Consider the following 24,445-nt stretch of genomic DNA (forward strand, 5'->3'; position numbering starts at 1 on the left):
TCAATCCTTGTTCAGCAGCGTCTGGCGCAACAGCACGATGAGCATCGAATAGACCATCAGCAGGACAAGCAGGACCATCGCAATTGCCGAGGCATAGCCGAAATCGAGCCGTTTGAAGGCCTGCGTGAAGATGTAGCTGGCGACGATCTGTGTCCGGTCGGCAGGGCCGCCACCGGTCATCACGACAATCAGATCGGCACTGTTGGCAATCCAGACGGTGCGCAGCAAAATGGTGATAGCCATGGTTGGCGCGAGATATGGAAGCGTGATCGAGAGAAAACGCTGCACGGGGCCAGCGCCATCAATCGCTGCTGCTTCATAAAGATCGCGGGGGATGGCCTGCAAAGCGGCCAGCATGGTGATGGCAAAGAACGGAATACCCCACCACACACCGGCGGTAATGATGCCCCACATGGCCAGATTGGGGTCGGACAGGATGTTGTCTGGTGCGCTCAGAATGCCGATTGCATGTAGCCAGTGCGGCAGCGGACCGATCACCGGATTGAACAGCCACGCCCAGTTAAGGCCGGTGAGGAATGTCGGTACAGCCCATGGCAGAAAGATCAATGCCTGCGCAATGCCGCGTCCGGCGAATGGCTTGTCGAGCAGCAGGGCAAGAATAAGCCCGAACACGAATTGCAGCAGCACCGAACAGCCGGTCCACCAGAGTGTGTTCTTCAAAGAACGATAGAAAGCCTGATCCGTCGCAAGTTCGCGGAAATGATCAAGCCCTACATAGCCACCCGAAAACGGGTTAAGCAACTGAATGTCGCGAAAGGCATAGGAGACGCCGAGGACCAGCGGAACCAGCATGATGGCGCCGATGAGGATCAGTGCGGGGGCGCTGTAGAGATAAGGTTCGGAGGCGTGCGCAAGTCGCTGCAGAAAACTGCGGCGATCCTGTCTTGGCACGTCGTTGTGCACCGGGGCCTTTATGGAAGCGGTGTCGTTCATCATTTTTCCCTTCGCGGGGCTGCATCATTCGCTTTGCAGGCGCGGTCTTCCACGCCTGCAAGCTGTTCATGGTGCTATTGCTTTGAAAGGTGCTTCTGCTGTGCCTTGGTCAGATATTCTGCCCATTGGTCGGCCAGCTGATCTGGCGTGATGTCGCCGAGAAGCGCTTCCTGCGAGGTCTTGATGACGAGCGAATCCTTGAAGAAGGCAAATTCTTCCAGATAGGTCGGCATGACGGTTGGAACGACGTTCTTGTCAGCCAGTTCATCGAACCAGCCCTTGAACTGCTCGCCGCTATAGAACGGATCGTTCTGAGCAGATTTAAGAACCGGCAATGCACCGGTGCGCTTGTTCCATTCGATATTGCCTTCCGGACCTTCAAGCATCGAGATCAGCTTCCAGGAGAGGTCCTTGTTCTGGCTACCGCTCATCATCGACCAGCCGGCAAAACCGATGGTCGGGAAGGTTTTGCCATCCGGGCCCTTTGGCATGATGGTGACGCCGAAATCTTCCGGCTTCATGCGTTCGGCAATGGCGATCAGCGCATCTGGATCTTGGTTGAGGAAGGCGCAGGTGCCGCTATAGAAACCGGCGACGGTTTCGTTGAAGCCCCAGTTGACGCTGTCCTTCGGTGCAAGGCCGTTCTTGTAGAGATCGACCATCCAGGTGATGCCCTTTTTCCAGCCTTCGCTGTTCATGGTCGAGGTGCCGTCTTCGTTGAAGAACTTATTGTCACCGGCCATGGATGCGGCAAAAATCACCCAGCCATTGAGACCACCGGGGCCACCACGCATACAGAAGCCGGACTTGCCGGGAAGGGCTGCGATCTTTTTGGAGGCTTCGACAAATTCGTCCATCGTCTTTGGCGGCTCGGACACACCAGCCTCAGACAGCAGCTTCTTGTTGTAGAACATGGCGTTCAGATAGAAGCCGTAAGGCAGCGTATAGGCTGTGTTGTTGACACTGCGGCCAAGCTCAAGTGCGCGCTCGGTCAGGTCTGGCGTGGTTTCCCACTTTTCGAGATATGGCTCGAGGTTTTCCAGCATGCCATTGTTGGCATAGAGCGAAACCCAGGTGTCCGGCATTTCCATGACATCGGGAATTTCACCAGCCGAAACCATGGTTGCGAATTTCTGGAAGGATTCGCCCCATGGCAGCGAGATGATTTCGACCTTGGTACCCGGATTGGCTGCCTCAAACTTGGCAACGATGGATTCAAGCGTCTTGGTGCGTTCCGGGCTGGTGATGACTTCAACAAGCTTCAGAGTGGTATCGGCAAGCGCCGTACCGCTCAAAAGCATGGTTGCGAATGCGGCTGCTATTAGTTTTTTCATTGCAGTTCCCCTTATTGCTCCTCACTGGATTTTCGTTATTCGGTCGATGCTGCGAGCGCTCCTTCAATATCCCGCCACAGCGCTTCCGTTCCTTCCAGTCCGACATGCAGGCGCACGGAGCGCGGGTCGATGCCGAACGTATGTGCCGAATTTGGCTGTGCTTTCTGCTGCAGCACGACTTCGCCCGGCACGATCAGGCTTTCATGACCGCCCCAGCTCACGCCGAGCTTGAACAGATCGAGATGATTGCAGAATTCGCGAATGTTCACGCCTTCCCGGAAGATGACCGAGAACAGGCCGGACGTGCCCTTGAGACCCGCAGGCAGACGATTGGCAAGTGCCGGGTGGCAGACGGTTTCAACCACATCCAGTGCCTGAAGACGCTTTGCAATTTCCAGTGCCGAAGCCTCGTGCGCCTTCATGCGCGTCGGCAAAGTGCGCATGCCACGCACCAGAAGCCACGCATCAAACGGTGAAAGCTTGCCGCCGAGATATGGATAGGTTTCTGCGCGGATTGTATTGATCAGGGCTTTCGATCCGGTCACGACACCGGCCACGACATCGCTATGGCCACCGAGATATTTCGATGCCGAATGCACGACGAGATCAACGCCAAGCGACAGTGGGCGCTGGAAGATCGGGCTGGCCCAGCTGTTGTCGATGATGCTCAGCACGCCATGCTGCCTGGCAATCGCTGCCAGGGCACCGACATCATGGGCTTCCATGACCCAGCTCGTCGGGCTTTCCATGTAGAAGAGCTTTGCACCGGGCAGGGCTTTTGCAACCGCTTCCTCGTCGCGGCCATCGACGTAGTCTACCTGCACCTGCATACGCTTCATAATGGTGCCAAACAGGCGGAATGCATCCGGGTAGACATGACGTACCGCAACGATGCGATCACCGGGATTGACGAAGGCCAGCACACTTGAAGAGATGGCAGCCATGCCGCTGGCAAAGCCCAGCGCGTCTTCGCCGCCTTCAAGTTTTGCCAGCATTTCTTCAAATGCCCGCACGGTCGGGTTGAGGCCGCGTGTGTAGATCGGGCGAACCTTTTCGCCGCGATAAGAGGCGACCATGTCGTCATAGCTTGGGAAGGTGAAAAGCGAGGTCTGCACGATGGGTGGAACCACGGCGTCGTAGGCATTGCTTTCATCATGAGCAACCGTAAGCGCTGCGAAATCCAGCGGATCCATCCCGTCGGTCATTTGGACATTTCCTTGATGTCTTCCTCGACAATGTCGAGGATCTTGAGTGTTTCCTGCCGTGCGGCTTCAGGGTCCTGAGCCACGATGGCGTTAAAGAGCGTGCGGTGGAACGGAAAGGTCCGCCGCGCGAAGTCGATCCGCTCAAACGGATGATCCCAGAAGTGCAAGAAGGCTTCGCGCATCTGTTCGAGCAATTGTCTGAAAAGCGGATTATGGGTCGCGTCGTAAATGGCGAGATGAAACGCCAGATCTTCCGGGCCTGACGTGCCTTCCGCGATATGAACGCGCTCCATCTCATTGAGATTGCGTTCGATGATGACGAGGTCTTCCGCCGTGCGTTTGCGGGCGGCGACCATGCTGGCCTCGGCTTCGATGCCACGGCGCACTTCAAGCGATTGCAGCAATGCATCGCGCAATTGCGCGGGGTCGAATGAAAGCGGCATATGAATGGTTGCCGCCGAAATCGGCTTGAGCAGATAGGTGCCGCTACCTTTGCGGGCTTCGATCACACCCAGCGCCTGAAAGTGCCGGATTGCTTCGCGAATGGTGGAGCGCCCCACGGCCAGCGCGGTCATCAATTCACGTTCGGCGGGAAGGCGATCTCCGGCCTGAAGCTGCGCTGTCGCGATGTAATTGGCGAGCGCATCTGTTACCTGCCGGGCGCGATCCATCGGCGGTAACGGTGCTATCTGCAGCAGCCTGCGATCTTTCATTCTGCCTCCATTTCACAGATTGACCCAGAGATCAGCCCAGAGTCTCAACGCGCAATCAGGTCAGAGCCGGTTCCCTTATTGGTTCTTAAATTGGTCTGACATCATAGTAATATCGACAGGAATTCGAGACTGTCAAGCGCGGTTTATTTGCGAGTGAATAGACTGTTTGCATGCGCATGCTTTTCCGATTGCGCTTCGGTAAGCTTGCTCCTATCAATCGCTGGAAGAGGCGGCGCGTCCCAAAAAGTGTGAAGCGGTTTTTGGATAAGACGCGCTGAAAAAGGAGTGCGGCATGCTGCATGCCGCGATCGAGGAGATACCCATGCAATTGAAGGCATCCGAAAAGCGGACGCTTGGCCGAACTGGTTTGACTGTAACCGCGCTTGGTCTGGGAACCGCGCCTTTGGGCGGACTGTATGCGCCGGTTTCGCGTGCTGATGCGGACGCTTTGCTGGAAGCTGGTTGGGGCAGCGGTATCCGTTATTTCGACAGTGCGCCGATGTATGGCTATGGCCGATGCGAGCACCTTCTTGGCGATATGCTGCGTGAAAAACCCGAGCGCGCCGTCATTTCCACCAAAGTCGGGCGTCTGATGACCAATGAGCGTGCTGGTCGCACGCTGCCACCATCGCCGCCAAAGAATCCGCTCGATTCGGGCTGGCATAATGGCCTCAATTTCCGTGAGGTTTTCGATTACAGCTATGATGGCGTCATGCGCAGCTTCGATGACAGCCAACAGCGCCTCGGCTTTCCTGAAATCGATCTGCTTTATGTCCACGATATTGGCCGTGTGACCCATGGCGACAGACACGAGCTTCACTGGAATGCGCTGACCAAGGGGGGCGGCTTCCGTGCGCTGACCGAGTTGCGCGCGGCAGGTAATATCAAGGGCTTTGGTCTTGGCGTGAATGAATGGCAGATCATTCGCGATGCGCTGGAAGAGGCTGATCTTGATTGCTCGCTTCTCGCTGGCCGTTACTCACTGCTCGATCAGGTTTCCGAAAAAGAATTCCTGCCGCTGGCGCAAAAGCGCGGCATGGCGCTGGTGATTGCTGGTGTATTCAATTCAGGCATTCTGGCGGCACCGCGCGGCGGCGAACAGAAGTTCGACTATGCTGATGCACCTGCTGAAATCATTGTACGCACCAATCGCCTGCATGATATTTGCGATGAGTATCATGTGCCGCTTGCCGCTGCTGCCATGCAGTTTCCGTTGAGGCATGAGGCCGTTAGCTCCATTCTGATCGGCGTCCGTTCGCCAGAACAGATCAGGCAAAATGTGGTCTGGTTCGAGCAGTCGATTCCGGATGAATTCTGGAACATGCTTCGCTCGGAAGGCCTCATTTCCTAATCATGACTTCCAAAATTCTCTGTGTCGGTGCCCTCACAATGGACACCATTTTCCGCCTCGACACGCTTCCCGAACAGGCAGGCAAATATCTGCCGCGCGAAGCGGTCGAGATTGCAGCTGGCATGGCCTCGAGCGCCGCTGCCGCGATTGCCCGGCTTGGCGGCGACGTGGCGCTCTGGGCTTCTGCGGGGACTGATCCGGTGGGCGATCGCGCCGTCGCCGAACTGGAAGCCGAAGGCATTGATTGTTCCTATATCCGGCGGCTGGAAGGCGCACGCACGGCCTTCTCTTCAATCCTTGTCGATGCAAATGGCGAACGCATCATTGTGCCCTTTTATGATCGCAAGCTTGCAAGCCCGTCTGATCTGGTGCCGCCGATTGTGGCGGGAGCCTATGCGGCTGTTATGACCGATGTGCGCTGGCCGTGGGCTGCGGAAACGGCGCTGCGTGCGGCTCGCGATGCCGGTATTCCGGCGATTCTGGATGCCGATACCGCGCCTGTCGAATTGCTGGAAACGCTGCTACCGCTTGCAACCCATATTGTTGCGTCGGAACCCGCTGCAATCAGCGTCACGGGCACGACGGATCTGCACGAATGCGTCCGTATTCTTAGCAACCGCTATGATGTTTTCACATCCGTCACGGCTGGCGCAGATGGCTGCTATTGGACTGAAGGTGCTGGCAAGCCTGTTTCCCATGTGGCGGGCTTCAAGGTTAATGCAGTCGATACGCTGGCCGCGGGCGACGTCTTCCATGGCGCTTTCGCGCATGGTCTGGTGGAAGGGAAGCCGATGACCGACATCATCCGCTTTGCCAATGCTTCCGCCGCCATCAAATGCGCGCGCTTCGGTGGACGTGCCGGTTCGCCAAGCAAAACAGAAGTTCTTTCTTTCATCGAAACCGGCGTTGTTCCAGTCCGATAAATTGAACGTCTCCTGTCGTCCCCTCCCTCATCCTGAGCCGATGCGAAGCACCGTGTCGAAGGACGAGGGGAGGCATTTGGTTCATTTTCCCTCGTCCTTCGAGACGCTGTTTTCAACAGCTCCTCAGGATGAGGGAAGGAGAGGTCAGCGCTCGAATTCTACTTTCTCCCAGGTTCTTCCAAAATCATGAGATTGCACACTGAACCCGAATTGACTCTTTACTAACATGTTAGTATGTGCAAGCTTAAAGTTCAAATTTGGGAGGAGCCAGTTTTGGCGCATAATCATTCAGGGCAGGAGCGCTTTGGGCTCTCTGCAGCGCTTACGACGCCATTCGATGCAGATGGCAAAATCGATGTCGGCCGTGCACTGAAGCACGCTCTCGCACGCCTCGACAGCGGCTGCTCAAGCGTAACCTTATTTGGCACCACTGGCGAAGGGGCATCGATTGCCGATGCTGAGCGCGCAGCACTTCTCGACGCCTTCATTGCGCAGGGTTTCCCGGCTTCGAACATTGTTGTCGGCGTCATGGAAAATTCGATTGCCGATGCGGTCCTGCAGGCAGGTGATGCCCTGCGTCGCGGCTGCAAGGCTATTCTTCTGGCGCCGCCTTCCTATTTCAAGAATCTCTCCGACGAAGGTCTGTTCAACTGGTTTTCAGCGGTGTTCAAAGGTCTGGGCAGTAATGCCCGCAGCATCATTCTCTACAATATTCCGTCGGTGACGGCTGTTGAACTGTCGGTCGATCTCATCGGTCGCCTGCGCGCAACTTTCGGTGACATCATCATCGGCGTGAAGGATTCGTCCGGTAACTGGGCCTATACGGAAAAGTTGCTTGCTGCGCATAAAGACATTGCGATCCTGATCGGCGATGAACGCGACCTTGCTGCCGGCGTACGTCTCGGCGGGCAGGGTGCGATTTCCGGCATGGCCAATCTGTTCCCGGATCGCCTGCTGGGCATGATCAACGACGGTCAGGACGATGCCGAACTGGTCGGCGCAGTACAGCAATTGCTGAACTATCCGGTAACGCCTGCGGTCAAGGCCATGGTGGCGCGTCATACGGGTGACAAGGAATGGCGTCGCGTACGTGCACCGCTGATTTCACTGAATGATGCGGATTTCGATGCAATCGGCAGTGTATTCGACCGTTTGCATATGGCAAAAGCAGCTTAAGGGCGGCATAAGCAAACGGGACCAAGAGGGGGCAGGCTTTGGCAGACGATCACAACGAACCAGTAAAATTGCGGGATAAGGCTTATCAGAGCTTCACCCAGCATTTGCTGGCGCGTGATTTTCATCCGGGCCAGTTCGTTTCGCAGCGCCAGCTCGTCACCATGACGGGCTTGCCACTGGGTGCGATCCGCGAACTGATCCCGCGCCTTGAGGCGGAAGGTCTTATCAAGACAGTGCCGCAGCGCGGGCTCCAGATCGCCCATATCGATCTTAATCTGATCCGTGAAGCGTTTCAGTTTCGCCTTTTCATCGAAAAGGAGTCGATTGCGATTTTCTGTCAGTCGGCTTCCGACGAGCTGTTGCGTTCGCTGCGTGCCGAGCATGAAGACACTCTCAATCGCGCAATGAGCGAAGGTGAAACGCCGGAGCTTGAAGAACGGGCGCAGAATATCGACTGGAGCCTGCACGACACAATTGTCGGCTCGCTCGATAATGAGATCATCTGGCGTGCTTACCAGACCAATACGATCAAGATGCGCCTGATCAATCAGGAGCGCTTCCGTATCACCGGGCGTGTTATCCCGGTCATGCAGGAGCATCTCGCTGTGCTTGCTGCAATCGAAACACGCGATCCGCAGACAGCCATGGATGCCATCGCCGTTCACATCAACAATGCACGGAAGCTGGCTTTGCAGATTTAACAACCAGGGCCGCGCAAGAGGAGTTGCCGGGCCGGAAGAATGATAGGGCCAAGAAGCCATAGGGGAGGAGCATGTAATGAATCTATTACGTCCAACACGTCGTCAGTTTCTGGCGGGAACAGCAGCCATCGCCGCCTCGGGTGTCACGGGCATCAGCCCATCTTTCGCGCAGTCGACCGTTGACTGGAAGAAATATGCTGGCACCACGCTTGAAGTAAATCTTATCAAGAGCCCGCGCGGCGAAATCCTTCAGAAATATCAGAAGGAATTCGAAGAGCTCACCGGCATCAAGGTCAATTCCGAGCAGATGCCGGAACAGCAGCAGCGCCAGAAAGCGGTGATCGAGCTGACGTCCGGTCGTCCAAGCTTCGACGTTATTCACATCAGCTATCACGTTCAGAAGCGTCAATTTGAAAAGGGTGGCTGGCTTGCCGACCTCAACCCGTTTCTGAAAGACCCGACGCTGACCGATGCATCACTCACAGAAGATGATTTTGCAAGCGCCGGTCTGACCTTCGCCAAGGATGCCAATGGCCGCTTCGGCGCGCTGCCTTTCTCGGTCGATTACTGGATCATCTACTGGAACAAGGAACTCTTTGCCGCCAAGGGCATCGAATTCCCGAAGACTTTTGAAGAATTGGTTGCCGCTGCAGAAGCGCTCACCGATCCATCAACCAGAACCTATGGTTTTGTCGCTCGCGGCATGAAGAATGCCAATGCGCCGGTCTATACCAGCCTCCTGCTCGGCTATGGCAAGCAGTCGGTTGACGCAGACGGTAATCTGCAGACGGATTCGGCTGAAGGGATTGAAGCCGCCAAGCTCTATCAGCGCCTGATGACCAAATCGGCACCTCCCGGTGTTGCAGGCTTTAACTGGGCTGAATGCCAGTCGAACTTCCTGCAGGGCCGTGTCGGCATGTGGCTCGACGGTATCGGCTTTGCGCCGCCGCTCGAAGATCCGAACAAGTCGCGTGTTGTCGGCAAGGTTGGCTATGGCGTCATGCCAGCAGGCCCGAATGCGCAGGCAGCACCAACCACCGGCGATGGTATCGGCGTGACCGAAGCTTCCAAGAACAAGGAAGCTGCATATCTGTATTGCCAGTGGGCCATTTCCAAGGAAATGGGCGCTCGCCTGTTGCAGTCGGGATCGGGTGTTCCGTTCCGCAAGTCGGTCATCGATGATGAAGCCGTGCGCAAGGGCGTTACCATGCCAGCGGGCTGGGTGGAAGCTCTGTCAAAATCCGCACCAATCAGCCAGCTCTGCCTGCCGGTCATCGTACCTGTCACCGAATTCCGCGACATTATCGGTGTCGGCCTCACCAATCTGTTGAATGGTGCGGATGCAGAAACTGAAATGAAACGCGCGACGGAAGAATTCCGTCCGGTCCTCGCACGGAGCGAAGGAAAATGACATCTGCCGCCCCGATAGGTGCAAAAACGGAAGCTGCTGCCAATGCAGCTTCCTCCACCAAGACTGGCAAGAGCCGCTTGCGGCCAAGTTACTGGCCATTTGTTCTTCCAGCCTTGATCACCGTCGGGGCGGTGATTGTCTTCCCATGGGTGTTTACGCTTTGGATGAGTGCAAACCAGTGGCAGCTCGGCGGGGAGCAGAGCTTTGTCGGCTTCGACAATTATCTGCGTCTTGCAGCCGATATGCGCTTCTGGGAATCCATGTGGCATACGCTTGTTTATACGGTTCTCTCGGTCGTGGCGCCGATGATTCTGGGCACGATTGCAGCGCTGGTCTTTGACAGCAAGCTGCCAATGCGCGGGCTGTTGCGCGGTATTTTCGTGATGCCGATGATGGCGACGCCGGTTGCCGTCGCCCTTGTCTGGACGATGATGTATCACCCGCAGCTCGGTGTGCTGAACTATCTTCTCTCGCTGATCGGCATTGCGCCGCAGGAGTGGATATTTAATCAGAGCACGGTTATCCCGTCGCTGGTGCTGGTTGAAACCTGGCAGTGGACGCCGCTGGTCATGCTGATTGTGCTCGGCGGCTTGGCCTCCATGCCGCGCGATCCGTTTGAAAGTGCGGAAATCGATGGTGCCAATGGCTGGCAGAAGTTCCGCTATATCACGCTTCCGATGATCCTGCCCTTTATCATGGTGGCCGTCATCATCCGCTCGATCGATGCGCTGAAAAGCTTCGACATTATCTATGCGATGACGCAGGGCGGTCCCGGAACGGCATCGGAAACCATCAATATCTATCTCTATAACGTGGCGTTTTCCTATTATGACATTGGCTATGGATCGGCGATTGCCGTGGTGTTCTTCATTGTCATTATCGCCATGTCGATGATCCTTCTGGCCCTGCGCCAGCGAACCAAATGGAACTCGTGAGGACCGACCATGGCACGCAAGTCAATTCTTTCAAAGCTTGGCACGGCACTCATGGTTTTCATCATCGTGTCGCCTGCAATCTTCTTCTTCGTCTGGATGCTGTCGCTTTCCTTGAAATATGAAATCGACAACGGCGCCTATCCACCGATCCTGATCCCCGACCGCATCGCGTGGTCGAACTATAGCGGAATTTTCGAGACCAACGATTTTCTGCTCTATTTCTGGAACAGTATTCTCGTGACCGGAACAGCGACTTTGCTGGCATTGCTGGTCGGGGTTCCGGCAGGCTACGGCATTGCACGACTGCGCGCCAACAAGTCGGCAATCGTCATCATGATTGCGCGTATGACGCCGGGTCTGTCCTACCTGATCCCGCTGTTTCTGCTGTTTCAGACGCTCGGACTGCTCGGCACCCTCTGGCCGCAGATCATCATCCATCTGGTTGTGACTGTTCCAATCGTGATCTGGATCATGATCGGCTACTTCGAGACAACGCCGTTGGAGCTTGAAGAAGCCGCCATTATCGATGGCGCATCCTCGTGGCAGGTGTTCATGAAGGTGGCACTTCCAATCGCCAAGCCGGGCGTTGTGGTGTCGCTCATCCTTGCGGTGATCTTCTCGTGGAACAATTTCGTTTTCGGCATCGTGCTTGCAAGCCGCGAGACACGCACCCTGCCGGTCGCAGTTTACAACATGCTGTCCTTTGAACAGGTCAGCTGGGGTCCGCTTGCCGCCGCAGCCCTTGTGGTCACATTGCCGGTCCTGTTGCTAACCGTTTTCGCACAGCGCCAGATCGTTGCAGGTCTGACAGCAGGCGCCGTCAAATAAGAGTTGAGGTTCAAGATGGCATCTGTATCCATCCGAAATGCAATCAAGAAATATGGCAATGTCGGCGTGTTGCACGGCGTGTCCGTGGATATTCAGGACGGCGAATTTGTCGTGTTGGTCGGCCCGTCGGGCTGCGGAAAATCCACGCTTCTGCGCATGATCGCAGGGCTTGAGGAAATCAGTGACGGCGAAATCGCCATTGGTCCGCGTGTGGTCAATGACCTACGCGCTAAAGAGCGCGATATTGCCATGGTGTTCCAGAATTATGCGCTCTATCCGCATATGACGGTGGCCGACAATATGGGCTTCGCGCTCATGCTGAAAAATGCACCGAAGGAAGAACGCGACAGCCGCGTTAATCGTGCAGCAGAAATCCTCGGCCTCAACAAGCTGCTCGACCGCTTTCCACGCCAGCTTTCCGGCGGTCAGCGCCAGCGTGTGGCCATGGGCCGTGCGATTGTTCGCGATCCGCAGGTGTTTCTGTTTGACGAACCGCTCTCCAATCTCGACGCTAAATTGCGCGTGCAGATGCGCGGTGAGATCAAGGGACTGCATCAGCGCCTAAAGACCACCACGATTTACGTGACCCACGATCAGATCGAAGCCATGACCATGGCTGATAAGATCGTCGTCATGCGCGATGGCCTCGTAGAACAGATCGGCGCGCCGCTCGATCTTTATGACCGTCCGGCCAACATGTTTGTGGCTGGCTTCATCGGTTCACCATCGATGAACTTCGTCAATGGCAAGATCGAAGAAGGTTCGTTTGTGGCCGACGGCGGCTTCCGTATGCCGCTTCCGGAAGGCGATTATGCAAGTCTTTCGGGCAAGGCTGTTTATGGTGTGCGCCCTGAGCATATGAAGATCGCAGAGCAGGGCGTTCCAGTCACGGTCGAAATCGTTGAACCCACCGGCTCGGAAATCATGGTCATGGGCAAGCTCGGTGATCAGCCGATTACCTGCCTGTTCCGCGAGCGCCTGACCGTGCGTCCGCGCGATGTGCTGACCATTGCGATTGATCCGGCAACAAGCCATGTGTTCGAGCCGAAAAAAGGCAAACGCGTCAGCCGCTAACATCAAAACGCCGAGCTTTTGCCCGGCGTCTTTGTTTTATTCCGCGGCCTCTTTCACGGCCATCGGATTGTTTGGATGCGTGGTCCAATTGGCATATTGTGCCGGGATCGGTGCCTTGGTGCGCGGATCGAAATCGCCGATCTGCTCCATGGTGATGCAATCCTCGACCGGGCAGACATTGACGCAGAGATTGCAGCCAACGCATTCCTCATCGATCACCTCAAAGTGGCGCGCACCATTCACCAGACTGGTGATTGCCTGATGCGAGGTATCTTCGCAGGCAATATGGCAACGGCCGCACTTGATGCAGGAATCCTGATCGATCCGTGCCTTGGTGACATAATTGAGGTTGAGATACTGCCAGTCGCTGACATGCCCCACAGCCATGCCGCGGAAATCGTCCAGCGTCTGATAGCCTTTACTATCCATCCAGTCGGAAAGACCGTCGATCATTTCTTCAACGACCTTGAAGCCATAGGTCATAGCAGCGGTACAGACCTGAACCGTGCCGCAGCCGAGCGCGATAAATTCCGCAGCATCGCGCCATGTGGTAATCCCGCCAATGCCTGAAATCGGCAGGCCATAGGTTTCAGGATCGCGCGCAATTTCCGCCACCATGTTGAGCGCAATCGGCTTGACCGCTGGTCCGCAATAGCCGCCATGGCTGCCGCGACCGTCAATGGATGGCACCGGCGACATGCTGTCCAAATCAACCGAAACAATCGAATTGATCGTGTTGATCAGCGATACCGCATCGGTGCCGTTTTCTTTCGCGCCACGCGCTGGCTTGCGAATATCGGTGATGTTCGGCGTCAGCTTGGTGATCACCGGCATACGGCTATATTGCTTGCACCATTTCACGACCATCCCGACATATTCCGGCACCTGACCGACAGCCGCACCCATGCCGCGTTCGCTCATGCCGTGCGGACAGCCAAAGTTCAGCTCGATGCCGTCGGCACCGGTTTCTTCCACCAGGGGCAGGATTGCTTTCCACGCTTCTTCTTCGCATGGCACCATGATCGAAGCGATCAATGCGCGGTCGGGCCAGCGCATTTTCACTTCTTTCATTTCGCGCAGGTTCACTTCCAGTGGCCGGTCGGTGATCAGCTCGATATTGTTGAGACCCAGCAGGCGCCGGTCAGCACCATGGATAGCGCCATAGCGCGGACCATTGACGTTTACGACCGGCGGGCCTTCAGCCCCCAGCGTTTTCCAGACCACGCCACCCCAGCCAGCCTTGAAAGCCCGTTCGACATTGTAAGCTTTGTCCGTCGGTGGGGCCGAAGCCAGCCAGAACGGGTTTGGAGACTTGATGCCGAGGAAGTTCGTTGAAAGATCAGCCATTTTTACTCTCCTCAGCCCTGTTCCTGGCCCAATGGCACACTGCGGTCACGCGAAGCAGACGGGGAGGGCGCATGAAGTGCGCCGCCCGACAACACCGCATCGGCAAAACCTTCAATCGCTTCGGGACGTTTTGTCAGCGTCGCATGGATGGATTCTGCTGCAACCTTGCCGTCTTCCACCGATGCAACGGTCAGATCCTGACCACCTGCAACGCAGTCGCCTCCTGCCCATATGCCCTCAACGGATGTGCGACGATCTTCATCGACGCTGATGCGCCCTTTGGAAAGTCCGATGCCAGACCCGGCAATTGGCTCTGGTTCAAACTTCTGGCCGATAGCCTTGAACACCTGATCGGCTTCAAGAATGAGATATTCGCCGGTGCCGGAAAGTTTGCCGCTATCGGCATTGGTATATTCAAAGACCACGGCATTGACCGTGCCGTCTTCGTTCCGCTCAAGGGCATGCGGTTGCAACCAGTGACGGATCACCACGCCATGAATCTGTGCCAGTTCCTGCTCATAGGCGCTGGCATTCATGCTTTCCTGACCGCGACGATAAACGATTGTCACGTTTTCAGCGCCAAGCTTCTTGGTCTGGATCGCAACGTCTACCGCCGTCATGCCGCCGCCGATCACTACCACATTGCGGCCAACGGGGAGGGATGAGAGGTCTTTTGCCTGACGCAGATTGGCGATGTAATCCACCGCATCGATCACGTTGGGCGCATCTTCGCCGACAAGCGCCAGATCGTTGACGCCTGGCATGCCCATGCCGAGGAAAACTGCATCATAGCCAGCCTTCAGCGTTTCAATGGTGATGTCCTGACCGAGCGTCTGGTTATATTCGATATTGATCGCGCCGATTTTCAGCACGAATTCCAGTTCGCGCTGGGCGAAATTATTGACCGTCTTATAGGCGGCAATACCATATTCATTAAGACCGCCGCCCTTGGGTCGCGCTTCAAAAATCGTCACCTGATGCCCATACATCGCAAGGCGATGTGCTGCGGAGATACCTGCCGGGCCCGCGCCAACGATTGCGATGTGCTTGCCAGTATCGGGTGCGCGCTTGAATGGATGATTGCCGGTTTCCATCAGAACATCTGTGGCATAGCGCTGCAATTCACCGATCTTGACCGGTTTGCCTTCGGAGGTTTCGCGAACACACACTTCTTCGCAGAGCGTTTCTGTCGGGCAAACGCGGGCGCACATGCCGCCCAGAATATTTTCTGAGAGAATGGTCTTGGCTGCACCGATGGCATTGCCGGTGTTAATCTGGCGAATGAAACGCGGAATATCGATGCTGGTAGGACATGCATTCATGCAAGGTGCGTCATAGCAATAATAGCAGCGGTCGGATTCAACGAGGGCTTCATGCTTGTTCAGCGGCGGATGCAGATCATCAAAAACATGCGCATAGTCGGCCTTCTCAAGCCGCGAGCCGTGAATATCAGGCCCGTTCGTATGTCCCGGATTATCGACTGCATCAATAGGCGAATTGTCTGCTGATCTCATCGATCGCATCTCCCATTTTTGCTTGTTCAGGCGCGGGTTCCCTTTGCGCACCTTAAACGTTGTTCCGGGCTGCGATCTTTGCCGTCGCGTGATGCCCGTTAATGACAGGATGACAGATTTTTACGGAAGGTCAAATTTTTTATCATCTGGTCAATTTATGAGAGTTAGGCACTAGAAATAGAGAAAGGCCCGGCTTTGGAAGCGCGGGCCTTTGACAGTTGATCAGAGTGTGAAATCAAAGCGGATCGGACTTGAGGCCGTCCGGTGTCGCTTCCGAGGCAGGGAAAGTTTGGGATTCTTTGGGTAGTGCCGGGCGCGAGCTTAGCACCAGAGCACAGCCACTGATGATGACAGCAGCGCCGACAAACTGGATCAAGGAAAGCTGTTCTTTGAGGAACACCGCACCGACGAGAACCGCGATGACAGTCACGACGAATTCAACGCTGATGGCTTTGGTCGGGCCGACATTTCCAACCAGTTTGAAGTAAAGCACATAGGTAAGCGCACTCATCACACATGCCGAGATCAGCAGATATACAAAATCAATCATCCCCGGCATGGCTGGCACAGGAACGGCCAAGATCAGTGGCAAACTTAATATGCCGCCAAACACGAATGCGCCGATGGTGGTTTCCCATGAGCCGGTGGTAGAAAGACGACGGCTTGCATAGTTGCTGCCGAATGCTGCCGAGAAGCAGGAGAAAAGCACAGCAATACAGCCCATGATAAATTCAGGCGTAACCGCAACAGCCGGGAAGCCGACCAGAAGCACAATGCCGGTCACGCCGAGGAGCAGGCCGATGAGGCCGCGCGACGTGATGCGTTCGAGACCCCAGAGCTGGCTGATAACCATCGAGAAAAGCGGAATGGATGCGACGCAGATCGCGGCCATTGCGGTGCCGATCAGCGGCGTCCCGTAGGAAAGGCCAATAAGCTGGCCCGCAACGGTGGTTGCACCAACCACGGCGAAGGGTTTCCAGCCCGCCTGAAAATCAAGATTGCGTCCGGAGAGTTTCGCGATTGCAAAAAGTGTTCCGGCGGCAATGAAAGAGCGGAAGGCAACCGCACCGGCCCAGCCAAAGGCTTCGACCACGCGCAGCACCACGAGGAACGAAAGTCCCCATGCTACGGCAAGGAAAATATAGGTCGCGACGTCTCTGGGTTTCATGCCAGCGGGCTTTCAAGAAGTATTGCGAATTATCGAATACCGGATTGTTAAGGAACACCGTTGCAGCTTTATAAGAGTGAAGCTGGATCAGGTCGTTTTTGCGGCGGCGTTCGACGCCGCTTCTGCGATATTGGCAAAGAAGCGGTCTGCGATTTTTCGTGCGACTGAACCGAGCAATTTCGTGCCGATCTGTGCCACCTTGCCACCGGCATCGCCACGTATGGCGTAGGATAAAATCGTGTCGGTACCGTCTTCGTCCAGACGCACATCGGTCGCACCGTGAGCAAACCCTGCTATGGAGCCTTCCCCGTGGCCGGAAATCGTATAGGAGACCGGCGGTTTCATATTCGACAATTCCAGAATGCCGTGAAAGCGAACCTTCAGGATCCCGAAACTCACTTTGAGGGCGGCACGTATCTCTGTTTCCGAAATGCGCTCTATATCTTCGCAACCGGGAATGCAGGATTTCAGCGTTTCAATGTCGTTCAACGCATCCCAGACTGCTTGGCGTGGTGCCGCAATCCGCTCTTCTCCGGTCAGGTCCATGCTTCACTCCGAGGTGGATCACCCTAAATTGATCAATATGGTGTATATGACACTCTGTCCAAATTGGAAGTTCGGTAATTTATTTGCCGCAAATCCTCTCTAAAACGCTTAATGTCCGCAATTAAATCGATTTGATTCGGGAGTAGCATCATGGCAAGAGACGCGACGAAGCTTGAAGCAACGGTCGCAAAGCTTAAAAAGCACTGGGCAGATTCGGCCCCGCACGATATGCGCGCGGCGTTCAAATCAGACCCGGGCCGGTTCGAGCGGTATTCGCTATCCCTGGATGACCTTCTGTTCGACTGGTCAAAATGCCGGGTCAATGACGAGACGATCGGGCTCCTCAAGGAACTCGCTATTGCTGCCGATGTCGAAGGTCGTCGTGCGGCGATGTTTGCGGGTGAGCACATCAACAACACGGAGGACCGTGCCGTTCTCCATGTCGCGCTGCGCGACACGTCCTCGAAGGAAGTGCTTGTTGACGGACACAATGTGCTGCCGGATGTAAAGGAAGTGCTCGACCGTATGGCGGCATTTGCGGATGGCATTCGGTCGGGCGCGATCAAGGGAGCGACCGGAAAGAAGATCACCGATATCGTCAATATTGGCATTGGCGGGTCCGACCTCGGACCGGTCATGGCAACTCTGGCTCTTTCCCCATATCATGATGGCCCGCGTGCGCATTTCGTCTCCAATATCGACGGCGCTCATATTGCGGATACGCTTGGCATTCTCGATCCTGCGACGACGCTTGTCATCATCGCTTCCAAGACGTTCACGACCATCGAAACAATGACCAACGCGCAGACCGCGCGTAAATGGGTAGCAGATGCACTTGGAGAAGCGGCTGTGGGCGCCCATTTCGCGGCTGTCTCAACCGCATTGGACAGGGTTGCTGCCTTCGGCATTGCTGAAGACCGGGTCTTTGGTTTCTGGGACTGGGTCGGTGGACGTTATTCCGTATGGTCGGCCATCGGCCTGCCTGTGATGATTGCGATTGGACCGGAGGATTTCCGCAAGTTTCTGGCAGGTGCGCATTCAATGGATGTGCATTTCCGAGATGCGCCGCTGGAAAAGAACTTAGCCGTCTGGCTGGGTCTCATCGGTTACTGGCATCGTGCGATCTGTGGTTATGGCAGCCGTGCGATCATTCCATACGACCAGCGTCTCGCCCGTCTCCCAGCCTATCTGCAGCAGCTGGACATGGAGTCGAATGGCAAGAGCGTCACGGTCGATGGCAAGCCGGTTTCCGGTCCGACAGGCCCGGTTGTTTGGGGTGAACCTGGCACGAACGGCCAGCACGCTTTCTTCCAGCTTCTGCATCAGGGCACCGACACCATTCCGCTCGAGTTCATCGTTGCAGCAAAGGGCCATGAAAAGCACCTCGACCATCAACATGAAATGTTGCTGGCGAATTGCCTTGCACAGTCCGAGGCCTTGATGAAGGGGCGTACCCTTGATGAAGCGCGAGCGCAGTTGAAGGCGAAGAACCTGCCAGAGAGCGAAGTTGAACGCATTGCTCCGCATCGCGTTTTCTCAGGCAATCGCCCTTCGTTGACGCTGGTTCATGACAAGCTTGATCCGTTTGCTCTCGGACGTCTGGTAGCGCTGTATGAACACCGCGTGTTCGTCGAAGCACAGATTTTCGGCATCAATGCTTTCGATCAATGGGGCGTGGAGCTTGGCAAGGAACTTGCCACCGAACTTCTGCCGGTGGTTTCGGGTGAGGAGAGCAGCGACGGTCGCGACGCTTCCACACAAGGGCTTGTCGCGCATCTGCATGCGCGAAGGAAAGCTTGACGGCATTCTCTGCACAGCTAGAAATAAAGGAGAGCCGGGTTTGTAACCCGGCTCTCTTCATGAGAAATAAATGGGAAATGAAATGAAAACCGAGATCGTAAAATTTGCCGGCGATGTACCGGGAAATGCCATCGAGTTGCGCGTGCTGCGCTTTGCAGGCAAGGACAGCGATGCGCCTTCCGCCTATTTGCAATCTTCGCTTCACGGTGCGGAACTTCCGGGGCAGGCGGCTCTTCATTTCCTGGTTCCGATGTTGAAGAAGGCCGCCGATGAAGGGCGCATTCTTGGTAATATTACCGTTGTTCCGCAAGCCAATCCGATCGGCTCCAATCAGTGGCAGGCACATCAGCATCTCGGTCGTTTCGAGACGTTTTCGCTGACCAATTTCAATCGCGCTTTCCCACTACTGCCGGATTTCGACACGTCTGAACTGCCGGAGCCGGATGCGCCGATCTCACTGGCTCAGCGCCTGAAGGCGACGCTTTTGAAGCTGGCCCTGCCGAACGACATCGTGCTCGACTTGCATTGCGACGATGAGAGCGAAAACTACGTTTATATCGCGGAAGAGTTTGCCGAGGATATGAAGGATCTGGCCATCGCGCTCAATTCGACGGCAATCCTCGCATGGGACACGACAGCCGACGCAGCTTTTGAAGAAGCCTGTGCGCATCCGGTTCTGCAATTGCCGGCGGACAAGCGCAACATGAAGCGCCGGGCTGTTACAACGGTTGAATTCCGTGGCTTGAGCGATGTTTATGCCGATATGGGCAAAGGCGATGCCGAAGGTCTGTACAAATTCCTCGTGCATCGGGGCGTTGTTCGCGACGACAATGTGAAGCTAGAGACGGAATATAAGGGTCTTGTCACGCCGCTCTCACATGTTGAAATGTTGCGCGCGCCGGAAGGCGGTATGGTGCTCTTTCATGTAGCGCCGGGCGATGAAGTAAAGGCGGGAACGAAGCTGGTTACAGTGGTTACGAAGCCGGGTGAACCGGAGGGCGACATCACGCTGACAGCACCGCAGGACGGGCGCATCCTGACCCGTCGTTCGCTGCGTTATGTGCGTCGTGGGGATGATCTTCTTAAGCTGCTTGGGGCACAGCCATCAACCGTCAAGAAGCGTGCCGGTGCGCTGGAAGCATGAGCGACAAGCTTTCCGCAGAGCGTATGAAATCAATCCGTGCCGTCCTGTTCGACAAGGACGGCACCCTGATCGATTTCGACCGCACTTGGTTTTCAATCTCGTGGCAACTGGCGCAGCGTGCAGCAAAAGGCGACGAGGTGCGGGCTCGCGCGTTGCTCGATGCGGGAGGTTATGACTGGCTGACCGAGCGTTTCCGGGCCAATTCGGTCATCGCTGCCGGTACAGTCGAAGATATCGTTTCGCTTTGGCATCCAGACGTCGCATCAGAGCAGGTGCGCAAACTGGTCGAAGAATATGACGCTTACTGCGTCACCGAAGGTGCGCGTTCGGCGGTTGCGATCGAAGCCGTTCGCGAAACGCTGGAAACGCTGCGGGAGATGGGGCTTCGCCTTGGTATCGCCACCAACGATTCCGAGGCTGGTGCCCACGCTACCGCCAAAGCTCTGGGTATCCACGGGCTCTTCGAAGTCGTGATTGGCTACAACACGGCGGCGCGCCCAAAACCTTATCCCGACCCGCTGCTCTATTTTGCAGAAAAGCTGGGATTGGCACCCCACGAGATCGCCATGGTCGGCGACAATCTGCATGATTTGGAAACAGCCCATGCTGCCGGGGCAGGGCTTGCGGTCGGTGTTCTATCGGGCAACTCTCCTCGTGAGGCGCTGGAGCCTCATGCCGATGTGGTGCTGGATAGCGTTGCTGGATTGCCTGAATTATTGAAGTGATGAGTGCTGGCTTCCATTCAATTCGTTGAATGGAAGCATCATGACAATTCATCTTCAATGCTCTTGCGGTGTGATCGGTGTGGAGTAGCATGACGGAACGTTCAACGTTCCCGAGCTATGTCCATGATCCTGATCGGCCAGTATGATTCCCCTTTTGTGCGGCGTGTCGCTATCGCCATGCGGCTTTACGGCCTGCCATTCGAGCATGAACCGTGGTCGACATTCGGTGACCGTGACAGGATTGCGGAGTTCAATCCGCTGAGCCGCGTGCCGACGCTTGTCCTCGACGATGGCGACGTCGTGATCGAAAGCGCGGCTATACTCGATTATCTCGATGAGATCGCAGTCGGCAAGCCTCCGTTGGTGGCGCAAAAAGGTATCGAGCGCCGTCAGGCTTTGAAGATATGTGCGCTTTCTACCGGTCTTGCCGATAAGGCCGTGAGCCTTCTCTATGAAGGTTTGCTGCGAAGCGAAAAATCAAGCGTTTGGGTGGAACGCTGCGAGACACAGATCGCGCGGGTGCTGGATGTTCTGGAAAGTGATCTTGCGGAACGGAAATCATCATACTGGTTTGGAGATGATATCGGACATACCGATATCGCGGCGGCTTGTGCGCTTCGCTTTCTGCGCGAGGCGCATCCAAGCCTCTTTGATGAGCAGAAACATCCGGCATTGGCTGGTCTGGCAGCTCGATGCGAAGCGCTGGCACCTTTCCAGGAGATCGTTCAGCCTCTGGTGCCGCCCTCTGCATGATACAGTCTGAAACAAATACGGCCGGATGAAATGTCCGGCCGTACTTGTTTGTAAACTTCAACGTTCTCAGTCGCGAAGTTCGCGCCGCAAAATCTTGCCAACATTGCTCTTTGGCAGGCTTTCGCGGAACTCGACTTCGCGCGGACGCTTGTAGTTGGTGAGACGTTCGGCACAATAGGCTTTGACTTCGTCTTCGGTCAGGTTGAGGTCGCTACGGACAACGAACAATTTGACGACTTCGCCCGAATGTTCGTTCGGTATGCCAACGGCAGCCGTTTCCACGATGCCGGGGTGACCGGCGGCAACTTCTTCAATTTCGTTTGGATAGACATTGAAGCCGGAAACCAGGATCATGTCCTTCTTGCGGTCGACGATCTTGGTGTAACCGCGTTCGTCCATGAAGCCCATGTCGCCCGTGCGGAAGAAACCATCCGGCATGATCGCGCGTTTGGTTTCATCGGGACGTTCCCAATAGCCCGACATCACCTGTGGTCCGCGCACGCAGATTTCCCCGACCTCTCCGAGTGCCAGGTCATTTCCGTCATCGTCACGGATTGCCACATCAGTCGATGGCATGGGCAGGCCGATAGTGCCGGAGAACTCGGTCGCATCAAGCGCGTTGGCGCAGGCGACGGGCGAGGTCTCCGAAAGGCCATACCCTTCAGTGACGTGGCAACCAGTCATTTTCTGCCAGCGTTCGGCAACAGGACGTTGCACAGCCATTCCGCCGCCGAGAGTGAGAATAAGAGGTTTGAAATCCAGCGTCTGGAAATCAGGGTTGTTCATGAGGCCGTTGAACAAGGTGTTGAGGCCCGGGAAGATATGGAACGGGTATTTCTTCAGCTCTTTGACGAAGCCGGAAATATCGCGTGGATTGGGAATGAGGATATTTCGTGCACCAAGCTTAATGCCGATCATCGCATTCACCGTGAGCGCGAAAATATGGTAAAGCGGCAGGGCGCATACGAAATTCAGGGCCTTGGGCTTGCCTTTGTTGCGGAAAGCAACCTCCATCCAGACATGCATCTGCTCCACATTCGCAAGAATATTGCTATGGGTGAGCATGGCGCCTTTCGAGACGCCCGTCGTACCGCCTGTATATTGCAGGAAAGCAAGGTCAGAACCTTGAACCGGAATGGGGTTGAAGGATTGGGCACGGCCTTGAGCCAATGCATCCTTGAAACGGATATGGCCCGGGATGTTCCACACAGGGACCATTTTCTTCACGCGGCGCACGACGAAATTGATGATGTGGCCCTTGAAGCCATGCATGTCGCCCATTGAAGCGACAATGATATTGGGAACATTGACGGAGTTAAGGGTCTTCTCCACCGTCGATGCGAAGTTCTCCAGAACAATCAATGCTTTGGCGCCGGAGTCGTTCAGCTGGTGTTCCAGCTCGCGCGGCGTATAAAGCGGATTGACGTTCACCACCACGAAACCGGCGCGGAGAATAGCCGTAAACGCAATTGGATAATGCAGGATGTTTGGCATCATCACTGCGACGCGATCACCTTTGACGAGGCCACGCGATTGGAGAAATGCTGCGAGGGCGCGAGAGTATTCGTCCAGCTTCTTGAAAGAGAGATCCTTACCCATGCAGGTAAAGGCGGGATTGTCGGGGAACTGCCGACAGGACGCCAGAATCATATCGCCAATAGACGAGGTATTGCTCAGATCGATTTCGTGCGGAACGCCGACCGGATACGATTTGAGCCAGATTTTTTCCTGCTTCAACGCGCCTTTCTTGGCTGTATCTGCTGCGACGGATTCAACTACGGATGCACTTTGCCCAGTCGTTTTTTTCGCCATGTCTTCTCCCCGGATTGCTCCGTCCTAAGTTGGGCAGCCTGTGCGCCCGCGGTCTCCCAAGCTGCCCGCCCGGACAGCCTCCTCACCATAAATGTGGTCGAGTTTTACTCTCTTCGCAAGAGTTACATTGACGTAAGCGTAAATTATAAAGGAGTCGAGCGTCTTCCCCAATTTTTAATTTCAGCAATCACAATAGGTTGAAAGAAACCACGGGAGAAAATAGCAGGTCCGATGGGCGGGGCATATCGCAATTATGTGTAATCTTGCGTCTGATGAGCTTCGAATTCCTGATTTCGCAGAGATCGAATGAGTATCGAGATTGCCTTGCCGCCATAGGTGACGAGATCGTAGTTTCGGTCGCCGCGCAACCATTCATTGAGGAGCCCGCTCAACATGGAAAGCAGGATCAGTGCTGCCGTATCAGCAGTCCATTCCTTTGAAAGCTCCCCGCGTCTTGCCGCCACGTCGAGCAATCCTGCGAGCAATGAGAGGACATTAGATCGCGCTTCCCTGAGTCTGTCTTCCAGTGGGGCCATCTCGCCGACGAATTCGCATCGCTGGTTGATGATAATGAAAATGTTCTGCTGGCGTACATCGTTCGAAAAAAGATGCAGCGCCTGGATAATCGATTGTTCCAGAACATGCATTGGATTGGGGTGATTAACGGCCGCTGCCTGCAACATGATTTCTTCTTGCGGGAAGCGGACATTACCTATGATTGTGCGCGCGATTTCAAGCTTGTCGTGGAAGTGGAAATAAATCGCACCACGCGTTACTCCGGCATGACATGCGATTTCCATCAGTGTAGATTGGTTGACACCACGTTCGAGGAAAACCTGCTCGGCGGCCACCAGAATGGCTTCCCGGGTCTCGGCTGCCTCGGCTTTCGTTCTTCGCATGACTTCTCTCAGGTAGATGCAGGCTAGTGGCCCAGTTTGCCACTGAATCTGGATAACTCATTCGTGATCTGTAATATTAGGTGATTGACTATAACACGGTAGTCCGTATTTACAAACACTCGTGTATGTTAA

General features: G+C 55.5%; 22 protein-coding genes. 12 read left to right on the forward strand and 10 right to left on the reverse strand.

Annotated elements, in window-relative coordinates:
• From OANT_RS01865 to OANT_RS01880, 4 genes are all read right to left on the reverse strand, one after another.
• A complete protein-coding gene (locus tag OANT_RS01865) occupies positions 1-954 on the reverse strand; it encodes a carbohydrate ABC transporter permease (RefSeq protein ID WP_012090682.1) in 954 nt (317 codons plus the stop codon).
• A gap of 74 nt (positions 955-1,028) precedes the next feature.
• Positions 1,029-2,288 carry an ABC transporter substrate-binding protein gene (locus tag OANT_RS01870; protein ID WP_010658177.1) on the reverse strand — a complete coding sequence of 420 codons (1,260 nt, stop codon included), beginning with the start codon at positions 2,286-2,288 and terminating at the stop codon, positions 1,029-1,031.
• A gap of 35 nt (positions 2,289-2,323) precedes the next feature.
• Positions 2,324-3,493, reverse strand: coding sequence for a PLP-dependent transferase (locus tag OANT_RS01875; protein ID WP_010658178.1), 1,170 nt, complete (start codon positions 3,491-3,493; stop codon positions 2,324-2,326).
• Positions 3,490-4,206, reverse strand: a complete 717-nt coding sequence (locus tag OANT_RS01880) for a FadR/GntR family transcriptional regulator (RefSeq protein ID WP_012090683.1) — start codon at positions 4,204-4,206, stop codon at positions 3,490-3,492. The genes OANT_RS01875 and OANT_RS01880 overlap by 4 nt, the downstream gene beginning before the upstream one ends.
• 322 nt (positions 4,207-4,528) lie before the next feature.
• On the opposite strand from OANT_RS01880, the gene OANT_RS01885 reads away from it, so the two are divergent.
• From OANT_RS01885 to OANT_RS01920, 8 genes are all read left to right on the forward strand, one after another.
• Positions 4,529-5,557, forward strand: a complete 1,029-nt coding sequence (locus tag OANT_RS01885) for an aldo/keto reductase (protein WP_041545271.1) — start codon at positions 4,529-4,531, stop codon at positions 5,555-5,557.
• Positions 5,558-5,559: 2 nt separating this feature from the next.
• Positions 5,560-6,480, forward strand: a complete 921-nt coding sequence (locus tag OANT_RS01890; RefSeq protein WP_010658181.1) for a PfkB family carbohydrate kinase — start codon at positions 5,560-5,562, stop codon at positions 6,478-6,480.
• A 273-nt stretch (positions 6,481-6,753) separates the two neighbouring features.
• A complete protein-coding gene (locus OANT_RS01895) occupies positions 6,754-7,656 on the forward strand; it encodes a dihydrodipicolinate synthase family protein (RefSeq protein ID WP_012090685.1) in 903 nt (300 codons plus the stop codon).
• A 38-nt stretch (positions 7,657-7,694) separates the two neighbouring features.
• On the forward strand, positions 7,695-8,357 hold the full coding sequence (locus tag OANT_RS01900) for a GntR family transcriptional regulator (RefSeq protein ID WP_012090686.1): 663 nt from the start codon (positions 7,695-7,697) through the stop codon (positions 8,355-8,357).
• A gap of 76 nt (positions 8,358-8,433) precedes the next feature.
• Positions 8,434-9,768, forward strand: coding sequence for an ABC transporter substrate-binding protein (locus OANT_RS01905; protein WP_012090687.1), 1,335 nt, complete (start codon positions 8,434-8,436; stop codon positions 9,766-9,768).
• Positions 9,765-10,703 (forward strand): carbohydrate ABC transporter permease, encoded by a 939-nt coding sequence (locus tag OANT_RS01910; RefSeq protein ID WP_010658185.1) that lies wholly within the window; start codon positions 9,765-9,767, stop codon positions 10,701-10,703. The genes OANT_RS01905 and OANT_RS01910 overlap by 4 nt, the downstream gene beginning before the upstream one ends.
• Before the next feature lie 9 nt (positions 10,704-10,712).
• Complete coding sequence (locus tag OANT_RS01915; RefSeq protein ID WP_010658186.1) at positions 10,713-11,531, forward strand: carbohydrate ABC transporter permease; 819 nt, start codon at positions 10,713-10,715, stop codon at positions 11,529-11,531.
• A 15-nt stretch (positions 11,532-11,546) separates the two neighbouring features.
• Positions 11,547-12,605: an ABC transporter ATP-binding protein gene (locus OANT_RS01920; protein ID WP_012090688.1), complete on the forward strand. Its 1,059-nt coding sequence runs from the start codon at positions 11,547-11,549 to the stop codon at positions 12,603-12,605.
• Positions 12,606-12,641: 36 nt separating this feature from the next.
• On the opposite strand, the gene preA is transcribed toward OANT_RS01920, so the two are convergent.
• From preA to OANT_RS01940, 4 genes are all read right to left on the reverse strand, one after another.
• Positions 12,642-13,952, reverse strand: a complete 1,311-nt coding sequence (gene preA, locus OANT_RS01925) for an NAD-dependent dihydropyrimidine dehydrogenase subunit PreA (protein WP_010658188.1) — start codon at positions 13,950-13,952, stop codon at positions 12,642-12,644.
• 11 nt (positions 13,953-13,963) lie between these two features.
• Positions 13,964-15,475, reverse strand: coding sequence for an NAD(P)-dependent oxidoreductase (locus OANT_RS01930; protein ID WP_029375879.1), 1,512 nt, complete (start codon positions 15,473-15,475; stop codon positions 13,964-13,966).
• Positions 15,476-15,701: 226 nt separating this feature from the next.
• Positions 15,702-16,634 (reverse strand): DMT family transporter, encoded by a 933-nt coding sequence (locus tag OANT_RS01935; RefSeq protein WP_012090689.1) that lies wholly within the window; start codon positions 16,632-16,634, stop codon positions 15,702-15,704.
• 87 nt (positions 16,635-16,721) lie between these two features.
• Positions 16,722-17,180 carry an SRPBCC family protein gene (locus tag OANT_RS01940; protein ID WP_010658191.1) on the reverse strand — a complete coding sequence of 153 codons (459 nt, stop codon included), beginning with the start codon at positions 17,178-17,180 and terminating at the stop codon, positions 16,722-16,724.
• 150 nt (positions 17,181-17,330) lie between these two features.
• On the opposite strand from OANT_RS01940, the gene pgi reads away from it, so the two are divergent.
• The 4 genes from pgi (at position 17,331) to OANT_RS01960 (ending at position 21,602) form a co-directional block, all read left to right on the forward strand.
• Positions 17,331-18,980, forward strand: a complete 1,650-nt coding sequence (gene pgi, locus OANT_RS01945; RefSeq protein WP_012090690.1) for a glucose-6-phosphate isomerase — start codon at positions 17,331-17,333, stop codon at positions 18,978-18,980.
• A gap of 82 nt (positions 18,981-19,062) precedes the next feature.
• Positions 19,063-20,124 carry a succinylglutamate desuccinylase/aspartoacylase family protein gene (locus tag OANT_RS01950; protein ID WP_010658193.1) on the forward strand — a complete coding sequence of 354 codons (1,062 nt, stop codon included), beginning with the start codon at positions 19,063-19,065 and terminating at the stop codon, positions 20,122-20,124.
• The gene (locus tag OANT_RS01955) at positions 20,121-20,849 is read left to right on the forward strand and encodes an HAD family hydrolase (protein WP_010658194.1); all 729 of its coding nucleotides are present in this window, start codon (positions 20,121-20,123) and stop codon (positions 20,847-20,849) included. The genes OANT_RS01950 and OANT_RS01955 overlap by 4 nt, the downstream gene beginning before the upstream one ends.
• Before the next feature lie 123 nt (positions 20,850-20,972).
• Positions 20,973-21,602, forward strand: a complete 630-nt coding sequence (locus OANT_RS01960) for a glutathione S-transferase family protein (protein WP_029375880.1) — start codon at positions 20,973-20,975, stop codon at positions 21,600-21,602.
• Positions 21,603-21,668: 66 nt separating this feature from the next.
• On the opposite strand, the gene OANT_RS01965 is transcribed toward OANT_RS01960, so the two are convergent.
• Both OANT_RS01965 and OANT_RS01970 read right to left on the reverse strand, forming a co-directional pair.
• Positions 21,669-23,414, reverse strand: coding sequence for a long-chain fatty acid--CoA ligase (locus tag OANT_RS01965; protein ID WP_010658196.1), 1,746 nt, complete (start codon positions 23,412-23,414; stop codon positions 21,669-21,671).
• A 251-nt stretch (positions 23,415-23,665) separates the two neighbouring features.
• Entirely contained in the window at positions 23,666-24,313 is a 648-nt protein-coding gene (locus OANT_RS01970; RefSeq protein ID WP_010658197.1) for a TetR family transcriptional regulator, read from the reverse strand.
• Positions 24,314-24,445 lie beyond the last annotated feature (132 nt).

Source organism: Brucella anthropi ATCC 49188 (assembly GCF_000017405.1).
Taxonomy (GTDB): Bacteria; Pseudomonadota; Alphaproteobacteria; order Rhizobiales; family Rhizobiaceae; genus Brucella; species Brucella anthropi.

Bases quoted from the DNA above. Each gene is read 5' to 3' on its own strand.
- OANT_RS01865 (WP_012090682.1), bottom strand. From the start codon at position 954: ATGAACGACACCGCTTCCATAAAGGCCCCGGTGCACAACGACGTGCCA.
- OANT_RS01870 (WP_010658177.1), bottom strand. From the start codon at position 2,288: ATGAAAAAACTAATAGCAGCCGCATTCGCAACCATGCTTTTGAGCGGT.
- OANT_RS01875 (WP_010658178.1), bottom strand. From the start codon at position 3,493: ATGACCGACGGGATGGATCCGCTGGATTTCGCAGCGCTTACGGTTGCT.
- OANT_RS01880 (WP_012090683.1), bottom strand. From the start codon at position 4,206: ATGAAAGATCGCAGGCTGCTGCAGATAGCACCGTTACCGCCGATGGAT.
- OANT_RS01885 (WP_041545271.1), top strand. From the start codon at position 4,529: ATGCAATTGAAGGCATCCGAAAAGCGGACGCTTGGCCGAACTGGTTTG.
- OANT_RS01890 (WP_010658181.1), top strand. From the start codon at position 5,560: ATGACTTCCAAAATTCTCTGTGTCGGTGCCCTCACAATGGACACCATT.
- OANT_RS01905 (WP_012090687.1), top strand. From the start codon at position 8,434: ATGAATCTATTACGTCCAACACGTCGTCAGTTTCTGGCGGGAACAGCA.
- OANT_RS01910 (WP_010658185.1), top strand. From the start codon at position 9,765: ATGACATCTGCCGCCCCGATAGGTGCAAAAACGGAAGCTGCTGCCAAT.
- OANT_RS01915 (WP_010658186.1), top strand. From the start codon at position 10,713: ATGGCACGCAAGTCAATTCTTTCAAAGCTTGGCACGGCACTCATGGTT.
- OANT_RS01920 (WP_012090688.1), top strand. From the start codon at position 11,547: ATGGCATCTGTATCCATCCGAAATGCAATCAAGAAATATGGCAATGTC.
- preA (WP_010658188.1), bottom strand. From the start codon at position 13,952: ATGGCTGATCTTTCAACGAACTTCCTCGGCATCAAGTCTCCAAACCCG.
- OANT_RS01930 (WP_029375879.1), bottom strand. From the start codon at position 15,475: ATGCGATCGATGAGATCAGCAGACAATTCGCCTATTGATGCAGTCGAT.
- OANT_RS01935 (WP_012090689.1), bottom strand. From the start codon at position 16,634: ATGAAACCCAGAGACGTCGCGACCTATATTTTCCTTGCCGTAGCATGG.
- OANT_RS01940 (WP_010658191.1), bottom strand. From the start codon at position 17,180: ATGGACCTGACCGGAGAAGAGCGGATTGCGGCACCACGCCAAGCAGTC.
- pgi (WP_012090690.1), top strand. From the start codon at position 17,331: ATGGCAAGAGACGCGACGAAGCTTGAAGCAACGGTCGCAAAGCTTAAA.
- OANT_RS01950 (WP_010658193.1), top strand. From the start codon at position 19,063: ATGAAAACCGAGATCGTAAAATTTGCCGGCGATGTACCGGGAAATGCC.
- OANT_RS01955 (WP_010658194.1), top strand. From the start codon at position 20,121: ATGAGCGACAAGCTTTCCGCAGAGCGTATGAAATCAATCCGTGCCGTC.
- OANT_RS01960 (WP_029375880.1), top strand. From the start codon at position 20,973: ATGATCCTGATCGGCCAGTATGATTCCCCTTTTGTGCGGCGTGTCGCT.
- OANT_RS01965 (WP_010658196.1), bottom strand. From the start codon at position 23,414: ATGGCGAAAAAAACGACTGGGCAAAGTGCATCCGTAGTTGAATCCGTC.
- OANT_RS01970 (WP_010658197.1), bottom strand. From the start codon at position 24,313: ATGCGAAGAACGAAAGCCGAGGCAGCCGAGACCCGGGAAGCCATTCTG.